This is a genomic window from Anaerococcus lactolyticus ATCC 51172 (assembly GCF_000156575.1).
Taxonomy (GTDB): domain Bacteria; phylum Bacillota; class Clostridia; order Tissierellales; family Peptoniphilaceae; genus Anaerococcus; species Anaerococcus lactolyticus.
The window spans coordinates 156,698-166,084 of sequence record NZ_GG666046.1 but is presented as its reverse complement, the minus strand read 5'-3'; the positions used below and the strand labels follow the sequence as shown (position 1 = coordinate 166,084).

At 35.7% G+C, this 9,387-nt stretch carries 8 protein-coding genes; all 8 read right to left on the bottom strand.

Features of this window, described 5'->3' with window-relative positions; genetic code table 11:
• On the bottom strand, positions 1-753 hold a 753-nt coding region (gene tig / locus HMPREF0072_RS12460; RefSeq protein ID WP_004828047.1), incomplete at its 3' end, for a trigger factor.
• Between the two features lie 40 nt (positions 754-793).
• Complete coding sequence (locus tag HMPREF0072_RS05365) at positions 794-2,128, bottom strand: CCA tRNA nucleotidyltransferase (RefSeq protein WP_050755267.1); 1,335 nt, start codon at positions 2,126-2,128, stop codon at positions 794-796.
• Entirely contained in the window at positions 2,121-3,116 is a 996-nt protein-coding gene (locus tag HMPREF0072_RS05360; protein ID WP_004828042.1) for a CdaR family protein, read from the bottom strand. Before HMPREF0072_RS05360 ends, HMPREF0072_RS05365 begins: the two co-directional genes overlap by 8 nt.
• Entirely contained in the window at positions 3,109-3,900 is a 792-nt protein-coding gene (cdaA, locus tag HMPREF0072_RS05355; RefSeq protein WP_004828040.1) for a diadenylate cyclase CdaA, read from the bottom strand. The genes HMPREF0072_RS05360 and cdaA overlap by 8 nt, the downstream gene beginning before the upstream one ends.
• Positions 3,901-4,308: 408 nt before the next feature.
• Positions 4,309-5,568 (bottom strand): amidohydrolase family protein, encoded by a 1,260-nt coding sequence (locus HMPREF0072_RS05350; protein ID WP_004828033.1) that lies wholly within the window; start codon positions 5,566-5,568, stop codon positions 4,309-4,311.
• Between the two features lie 29 nt (positions 5,569-5,597).
• Complete coding sequence (locus HMPREF0072_RS05345; protein ID WP_050755266.1) at positions 5,598-6,758, bottom strand: MFS transporter; 1,161 nt, start codon at positions 6,756-6,758, stop codon at positions 5,598-5,600.
• A gap of 327 nt (positions 6,759-7,085) precedes the next feature.
• The gene (locus HMPREF0072_RS05340; RefSeq protein WP_004828029.1) at positions 7,086-7,880 is read right to left on the bottom strand and encodes a ZIP family metal transporter; all 795 of its coding nucleotides are present in this window, start codon (positions 7,878-7,880) and stop codon (positions 7,086-7,088) included.
• A 7-nt stretch (positions 7,881-7,887) separates the two neighbouring features.
• Positions 7,888-9,387 (bottom strand): glycogen/starch/alpha-glucan family phosphorylase (glgP, locus tag HMPREF0072_RS12455; protein ID WP_004828027.1); only part of this gene is annotated, 1,500 nt, incomplete at its 5' end.

Here is a 9,387-nt window from a genome sequence, read left to right as displayed (position 1 = left end):
ATCGTCAAGTTCTGGAAGTTGTTTTTCTGTGATAGAATTAATTTCAACAACAAATTTAGCATCTTTGCCTTGGAACTCTTTAGCTTGATAATCTTCTGGGAAAGTTACATTAACGTCAAATTTATCACCAACATTGTGGCCTATGATTTGATCTTCAAAGCCATTGATAAAAGTGTTTGAACCAATTACAAGGTCATATTTTTCAGCCTTACCACCTTCGAATCTTTCTCCATCAAGGTAGCCGTCAAAGTCGATATTTACCTTATCATCTTTTTTAACAGGTCTATCTGTGATTTCAACAAGTCTTGCATTTTCTTCTAATTGTCTATCAAGTTCTGCTTTAACATCTTCATCAGTAACTTCTTCTGAAACTTCTTCGATTACAAGGTCATTGTAGTCACCTAAAACTGGGTGTGGTTTAGTTTCTACTTCTACCTTGAAAGTAATGTCCTTACCTTCTTCGATATCGTCAAGGTCAACAGATGGTTGGTCTATTACTTCAAGACCTAATTCTTCTACTGCCTTTTCATATGGCTCTGGGAATACTATTTGGATAGCATCATCGTAGAAAATTTCTGGGCCATACATTTTTTCAAGAACTCTTCTTGGAACATGACCTGGTCTAAAACCATCTATTCTATATCTCTTTTTGTTTTTCTTATATACTGTGTCAGTTGCCTTCTTAAAGTCATCATAGCTAACGTTAAATTCAAACTTTGCTATATTGTTTTCGTGTGATTTTAATTCTGTCATTTAATCCTCCGTGTACTTTTCTACTCATTGAAATAATATACTACTCATAAGCCTTACTATCAAGCTTTAACCCTATAATCCTAGCCTCATTAAGCAAGATCTGCCTATCATTTGATAAAGTTCCATCAAAAACTTCTTTTTCAATTTTCCTTAATATAAAGCCTATGTCTGGACCTTCATCAAAGCCTATCTTTGTTAAATCTCTGCCATTTATAGCTAAATCCTTCCTTGATAACACTGGCTTTTTCTCTAAAATTTCTTTTAATAAATTGCGTCCCTTATCTATATTTGAGATGTCATCATGGACTGTAGCTAGGATATCTGCCTCTTGCAAGTCAAATAATCTTTTTAAATTTTCTTCGCCAATCCTTCTTAAAAGCCTTGCTACAGATTTTTCTGTATAGGGATTTGACGAGTCCATGTGGCGACCAATTAAGACTCCAACATCTTCAATTAATTTTTTTGAATATTTTAAATATCTTAACCTCTCCTCTGCAAGATCCTTAGATATCTTCTGGTGGCCAAAAAATCTACCATTCCCATTTTCATCTAGGAAAAAAGTGCTAGGCTTTCCTGTATCATGAAAAAGAGCCGCTAGCCTAATTGTCAAATCAAGAGGAGTCCCTTCCAAAACCTTAAGAGTGTGGTCAAAACAATCCAGATTATGGTGGGGCGAATGTTGGTCAAAGCCAACCATGGCCTTAACTTCGGGAAAAATTCCACCAAGCAGACCTGTTTCATCCAAGAGCCTAAGCCCCCTTGCTGGGTCAGGTCCTAGTAAAATCTTATCTATCTCAGCCGTTTGCCTTTCAACAGATATGTAGGCTAGGTTTTTAACCTTTGACCTAATAGCTTCTTTCAAATCATTTTCTATATCAAAACCTAAATTAGCCGCAAACCTCACAGCCCTCAGAGCCCTTAGGTAGTCCTCGTTTATCCTCTCATAGGGATTGCCTACTGCCCTTATAATTTTTGCCTCTAGATCAGCTTGACCCCCATAGGGGTCAATTAATTCATCTTTGCTAAGGGCCATGGCATTTATAGTAAAATCTCGCCTTTTGAGGTCTTCTTCAATTGTGTCGGCAAAGATTACCGACCCAGGCCTTCTCTTATCCTTATAAGAAAAATCTTTCCTAAAGGTCGTAATCTCATAATCCCTATCGTCTGCAACTAATTTTATGGTCCCAAAAGCCTTGCCAACATCAAGAGTCTTATAATCTTTAAAAACTTCTTTTATTTCATCAGGGAAGGCTTTGGTTGCTATGTCTACATCAGAAGGAGGTTTTCCCATAAGCTTATCTCTGACAAAACCACCAACCAAATAAGATTTATAGCCCTTATCTTCTAGCCTAAAAAGGACTTCTTCCTTATTCATCTTCTTCTGCTGCATCCTTGGTAGCTGATGGCAGTCTTTGGATTTCTATCTTGTAAGTTACAGTGTCATCTCCATCATATACTTCAACGCCTTCTGGCAAATCGAGTTTAACTTCACCAGATTTTGACGACCTAATATAACCCGTAATTAAGGTTCTAGTTGAAATCTCATCTATATCTCTAATGACTTGACCTGGTCCCTTGATAACTACAGTATCTGGGGATACTGCCCTTAGAGTTTCTACATAGCCATTGGCAATGCTACCCCTTACAGAAAGTCTGACCTTAACCTTTTTAGTCTCGTAAACAAAGAATGAAAGATTTACATCCTTATTATCGAGATCAACTCCCTCAACAAGTTCTCCTTTTTTATCAAGAGCCTTCACAGCAACATTATGGATTTTTCCGTCTAAATATTCCGCATCATCAATGTGGGCTTCAATCCTATCAACCTGGTTAACAAGTGACTCAGGACCCTTGATTTTAATTTGCTCTGGATTTTGCTCGTTTACCTCAACAATCTTGCCATCCTTCAACTTATCAGCTATGACTATATTTACAGGCAAAGTCTTTTCAATTATCCTTTGGATATTAAGGTTAATTTTTGCAGGATCAACATAGTCAAGATAAATTCCTGTTGGTGTATCAACCTTAACATCAACTGATGTAATCCCAGGCCTAGATGCCATAACATTTATAGAAGCCTGAATATCATCTGGTTTTAAACTTACAATATTATCTCTAGAGCCTGTCAACCTTACATTGACAGAGGAAATATCATCCTTACTAACAATAGTATAACCCTTTTCCTCAAGCTTATCCTGATTTTGGATAATAATAGGTATATTCCTAAAAGTCCTATTGGTGGAAGGATTAGTAGAAGTAGTTACATAGGTCCACATAAAAATCGCAACAATTATAGACAAGATGAGAAGTTGTTTATCACTTGTGGCATTGTATTTTTTTAATCTATCTAAAATCTTATTCATCTTCTCCCCTCTTTTCTGACATTTCATTCCTTAGGCGAATCCTCAAAGAATCTTCATCAAAATACCTATTAATAACTCCATTTTCAGCAATAGAAATATTACCAGTCTCCTCTGAAACAATAATTACAACAGCATCGGACCTTTCAGAAATACCTATAGCAGCCCTATGCCTAGTGCCAAGTTCCTTAGAAATAGTATTTGAAGTTGAAAGTGGAAGGTAGCAAGCTGCAGCTGTAATAGTATTTTCCCTAATAATAACCGCCCCATCGTGGAGAGGAGTGTTAGGAATAAAAATATTAATCAAAAGCTCACTAGAAATGTCCGCATTAAGCATAGTTCCAGACTCGATAATATCGGACAAACCAACCTGTCTTTCAAGTACAACAAGAGCCCCGATTTTTTGCCTAGAAAGAGAACTCATAGCAAGGACAAGCTCATTAATAGAATCCTCATCTTTTTTATTCTTATCAGTAGAAAAGATAGACCTGCCCCTACCGATTCTTTCAAGACCTGTCCTAAGCTCAGGCTGGAAGACGACGATAATAAAAACAAGAGACACAGTCAAAAACTGGTTCATAACCCAAGAAACTGTATTCAAGTTTAAAATATCAGCGATTGATGCAAAGATAAGAACAAAAATGAGCCCCTTCAAAACCTGCTCAGCCCTAGTGTTTTTAAGAATAGAAAAAAGCTTATAAACAACAAAGGCAATCATAGCAATATCAATAATATCCGTAACCCTAATAAGCATAAGACTTGTAATAAAATTATTCAAAAAATTCATAGCTAATCCCTTCAATAGATTTGTATTTATATATTATATAGTACTGTTTCTTCAAATTTTTTACACTAGAAATATTAAATTGAAACTTAAAGTGATGTAGTAGTATATGTAAATCTGTTTTGCTCATTATATTTTTCTAATTTCACCTATCGAACCATGAAATTTAATAGATTTTTTAGCTATCCTCGTATTTTTAACTTCCAAAACCCTTATTCTATATTTAATACCAACATTTTATTTTTTATTTTAATAAATTTGTATCATTATATAGTGAAATTCAGTTGCTAACGTTGTATTTAATATAATTTTAATAAATAGATCACATCATAAAAAGACGAGGTCGTTTAGTTTCCTCGTCTTTTTCTATATTGGGGCTATTGCACAGTCCCTAAACTTTTTTTATAAATATTATTTCAATTTAAGAGCAACTTCAAATTCCCTCTTTGCTTTTTTAAATAAGAATTCTCCATTACGTACTGATGAAAGACATTCAGCCCTATTTCTTATTGCTTCAAATTCATTTGGCGCATCAAGTACTATAAAGTTAGCTGGCTTTCCTTCATCAAATCCATATTCGTCTTGGAGATACATTGCCTTTGCTCCATTATAAGTTACAAGGTCAAAGTCTTTTTCAAAGTCTTTTTCACCCATCAATTGTGCAAGATGGATTCCGTTGTCAAGAATATTCATTAGATTTCCATTACCTGCTGGATACCAGAGGTCAACTATAGAGTCTTGTGCAAAACATACATTAACACCGTTGTCTACAAATTCACGAACCCTTGTAATACCACGACGTTTTGGATATGAATCTTGACGGCCTTGTAGGAAGGCATTTTCTGTTGGAAGGGAAACAAAATTCAATTTAGATTTTCTAAATAGTCCCATCATTCTAAAGGCATATGAATTATCTGCTGAACCAAAGGAACAAGTATGACTTGCTGTTGTTTTTTCAGCAATTCCGTTCATCATTGCTTCTGCATTTAATACTTCAACAAATCTTGCCATAACATCATCAGTTTCATCACAGTGAACATCAATAAGTTTGTTATATTTAACTGCAAGTGCAACAATTTCTTTTAGTGACTTTTCTCCAAGTTCACGACTCCATTCGTTGTGTGGAATTCCACCAACAACCTCACAACCAAGTTTAAGTGCTTCTTCAACTAAATCCCTTCCAGTTTTTCCAGCTTCTTTATATGAATACATACCATTTTGTGGGAAGGCAACGACTTGGATTGTACACTTATCTTTTAATTCATCACGCACTTCAAGAGCCGCCTTAATTCCTGTTAGGTTAGGATCAGTACAATCAGTTTGAGCTCTTATATATTGAGTACCATAAGAAAGGCAATCTTCTACCGCTTGATAAATCCTCTTCTTCATTTCTTCTTTTGTTGTTCCCTTTTTGAAGTCATTCCAAAGATCTATTGCTTCAAAAAGTGTTCCTGATTCATTTTTAACTTCATCAGTTTTTCCAATCATGTAGTAGTCAAGGTGAAGGTGAGCATCTACATATGGTGGAATAACAAGTTTTCCATCTAAATCGATAACTTCATCTGCATTTCCAAGATTGTTTCCAAATTTTGAAAATTTTCCATCTTCAACTAAGATTTCAGATGCATCTTTATGACCATAAACTTTTGCATTAATAAATTTTTTCTTCATAATATATTCCTCCTAAAAATTTTAAATAATTAAGCCATTGTCTTCTTTGATAAAATTGTCACCACTAAACCTGCTCCTAAGATTGTAGCCATTAGGATAAGTAGATTATTAATATTTCCATTTGCGAGTATTGCTCCACCTAGTGAACTTGCAACCATTATTGAAAAATTAAAACTTGCAGATTGTAATGACGTAGCAACTGCTGATGCGTTTGGTGGCACTTGTCTTGCAACTGCTGTTTGATATAAGGTAACTAAGGCTCCAAAGCCAATTCCCCATAGGATAAATCCTAAGTGGACCATAAGACTAATTGATGAAAAGACACTAAAAAATATAAAGGCTAGGCAAGATGATGCTAACATTAAAAGGCAAAGTATCTTTATATGCTTATCAATAATTTTTCCTGCAATAAAAACAGATAAGATTGAACCAATTCCAAAAAGAACTTGGGCAAAACCAATTCCTCCACTGTAATTCATTGAATCAACCAAATTTGTGATATATGTGTAAACTCCGTAGTTAGTAACTACTGATATAAAGGTAAGTAAGATAATAATAAGCACGCCTTTATTTTTGATAAGAGTAAGAGGTGAGTTTGCCGCAACTCTTTTTTCTCCAGAAACTTCTGGCAACATGAAATTACTGCCTAGAGCAATAAAAATAATAAGAATTGCAATTACTAAAAATTCAACTCTCCAGCCAATATTTGTACCAATAAATGTTACAAGTGGAAGACCTAAGCTCATACCAAATGTAGTACCACTCATAATGACAGCGACGGCCAAGCCCTTATGTTCATCATCAACAAGCTTCATTCCGTAAGCCGCAATCATTGGCCACAAAACTCCAGCACATATTCCACCAATAACTCTTCCAACAATGGCAATACTATAACTAGGTGCAAAACCTACTAAGATATTACTTAGAGCAAAGCCTATTAGTAAACCAAGCAAAAGCTTCTTCCTGCTAAATTCAACAGTTGCAGATATTAATGGAATTGCAAAAATCGCACTGGCTATTGCATAAAAACCAACTAAAGTACCAGCTTGTGCTTCTGATATACCAAGACCAGTCATAAGCTCTGGCAAGATTCCAGACGGCACTAATTCAGACAAAATCGCCATAAATGTTACACTTGCCATAAGTATAAAAGTTGGCCAATGAAAATTTTTATTTTCTACCAAATACATAACCTTCTTTCTATAATATTTGTTCATAATTTAATGTATAATTATGAACAGACTAATTATACGATAATACAAAGATAAAGCAAGGCATAATATTGTATTTCTTACATATCCAATGGAATAAGCCTCTGTTTCAATCATTATATTTATACTCTAATTTGATATTTTATGAAAATTTATGAGCCCTCAATTTCCTTTCATTTTAAAAAAATTAGTCACATTTTCTAAAACTAATTAAAATTTTTATTTTAATAAAAAGATCGCCCCAGATTATTAGATGAACTTCTAATAATGGGACGATAGTTAACTTTAATTTTACAACATTCTTATTTATCCAAGCATCACATCTAAAATCATCATTACAACAAAACCTAGGGAAAAGCCTATGGTTCCTATGTTGGTGTGGCTTTGGCCTTCTCCTGTGGCTTCTGGGACTAGTTCTTCTACTACCACATACATCATAGCTCCTGCTGCGAAGGATAGGAGGTAGGGTAGGATTGGTACCATTATTGATGATAATAAAATTGTGATGATTGCTGCTATCGGTTCTACTATACCTGAGAATACTCCCATGCCGAAGGCCTTATGTTTACTTACTCCTACTGCCTTAAGTGGCATAGAGATGATGGCTCCTTCTGGGAAGTTTTGGATGGCGATTCCTATTGATAGGACCATGGCGGCTGCCATTGTGAGATTGCCCTTGCCGTATATGACTCCTGCGAAGGATACGCCTACTGCCATTCCTTCTGGGATGTTATGTATGATTACTGCAAGGACCATCATAGTTGTTTTTCTAAGGCTTTCTGCCTTTATACCTTCTGGTTTTTCAGAATCAATATGCTGGTGGGGTATGACTGAGTCTAGGAATAGTAAGAAAGCTATACCTGCCATGAATCCTACTGCAGCTGGTAACCAAGCCATGCGACCTAATCTTAGATCGACCATGTCCATGGCTGGCATTAGTAGGGACCAGATGGACGCTGCCACCATGACCCCTGCTGCAAAGCCAGACAAGCCCTTTTGGACCTTATCTTTCAGCTCGTTTTTCATTATATATACACAAGCTGCACCTAGGGTAGTTCCGATGAAGGGAATCATCACTCCTAGTAATATTTCTGAATTCATTTTATGCTTAGTCTATTTTCCAAATGTCATCAGCATAGTTTACAATTGTTCTGTCTGATGAGAAGAATCCTGCGTTTGCAATATTCTTTAAGCATTTTCTAGACCATTCAAGTTTATTTCTGTATTCTTTGTTTAATCTCTCATGTGTTTGTCTATAAGATTCAAAGTCTTTTAGTAGGTAGTATTGATCTCCCCTATTGCCATCTTGTGGTTTGATCAATTCGTTGTAGATGTCTAGGAAGTAGTAGGAACCATTGTCATTAAATTCTCCACTTACTAGGGAATCTACTACGTCTTTGATGTTTTCGTCCTTGCTGTAGTATTCGAATGGATTGTATGAGTTTGCAATTTCTGCTAGTTCTTCTACTGTAGCACCAAATCTGTAGTTGTTTTCTTCGCCTGCTTCTGCGAATATTTCTACGTTGGCTCCGTCGAGTGTTCCGAGTGTTAGAGCACCGTTTAGCATGAATTTCATGTTTCCTGTACCACTTGCTTCCTTACCTGCAGTTGAGATCTGTTCAGATACGTCTGCTGCTGGGAAGAGTTTTTCAGCGTAGGTTACCCTGTAGTTTTGTACAAAGATTACTTTTAGCTTTTTGTTTACGTCTGGGTCGTTATTTACAACTCTTGCTACTTCGTTTGCAAGTTTAATCATTCCCTTAGCTCTAAAGTATCCTGGAGCTGCCTTTCCACCAAAGATAAAGGTTGTTGGTGTGAAGTCCATGTCTGGATTCTTCTTTAGTTGGTGATATAGGTGGATGATGTGAAGTATGTTTAAGTGTTGTCTCTTGTATTCGTGAATTCTCTTAATTTGAATATCGAATATTGATGTTGGGTCTACCTTAATTCCTTCATTTTCTAGGATATATTTAGCAAGTTGTTTTTTCTTTTTTTGCTTGATGTTCCATAGCTCTTCTAAGACTTTTTCATCATCTAGGTATTTTTCTAGTCCCTTTAATTGGTCTAGGTTATTTTTCCATGTATCTGTGCCAAGTTTTTCTGTGATGAAGTTTGTTAATTCTCTATTTGAGTAAACAAGCCATCTTCTTGGGGTGATACCATTTGTTTTGTTGTTGAATTTCTCTGGGCTTATCCTGTACCATTCTTTGAATGTATCATCTTTTAGGATTTGTGAGTGAATTTCAGCTACACCGTTTACTGAGAAACCTACGTAAATTGCAAGGTTTGCCATGTGCACTGTGCCGTTGGTCATTATCCTATATGGATCAATTTGAGCATCGCTGAAGCCTCTTTCCTTTAATTCTTCAACTAGTTTTTTGTCGATTTCTTCGATGATTTCAAAGCATCTTGGGCTTACTTCTTGCATGAGGTCTTCTGACCATCTTTCAAGAGCTTCTTGTAGTACTGTGTGGTTGGTGAAAGCAAATACCTTAGATGCAATCTTAACTGCATCTTCAAAGAAGATTCCATTTTCATCAACTAATACTCTGATCAATTCAGGAATAGCAATGATTGGGTGGGTATCGTTAAGTTGGATAACGTGGTA